Annotated in this window: 1 protein-coding gene; it reads right to left on the reverse strand. The window is 54.1% G+C overall.

What is annotated here, in order from left to right:
* Nucleotides 1-281: FAD-dependent thymidylate synthase (locus AC1RPN_RS08920; protein WP_481763832.1), on the reverse strand; the 281-nt coding region annotated here is incomplete at both ends.

Below are 281 nucleotides of genomic sequence, written 5' to 3' on the forward strand. Positions count from 1 at the left end.
ACATCGCGATCAGCTCGGGAACGGGATGAGCCTGACGCTCCTGCATTGTCACATACGGCAGGTGCCACGCACGAGCATCATTCAGGTCCTTTGGATCGACAATACGCGGATTGCTTGCGGACATGGCCCGAAGCATAGTCTCAGCCAAATCTTTGATTTCGGGCTGGGCATCCGGGTGATTACGCAGCTCAAAGAAGTTGTCCCATTGACTCGACGTGACCACCACATTGATGTTGGTAAACGCCTCAAGCACGCGATTGGCAACCTGCTTGTGGATGTTG

The organism is Dellaglioa sp. CoH-57-MRSF-20 (assembly GCF_056781955.1).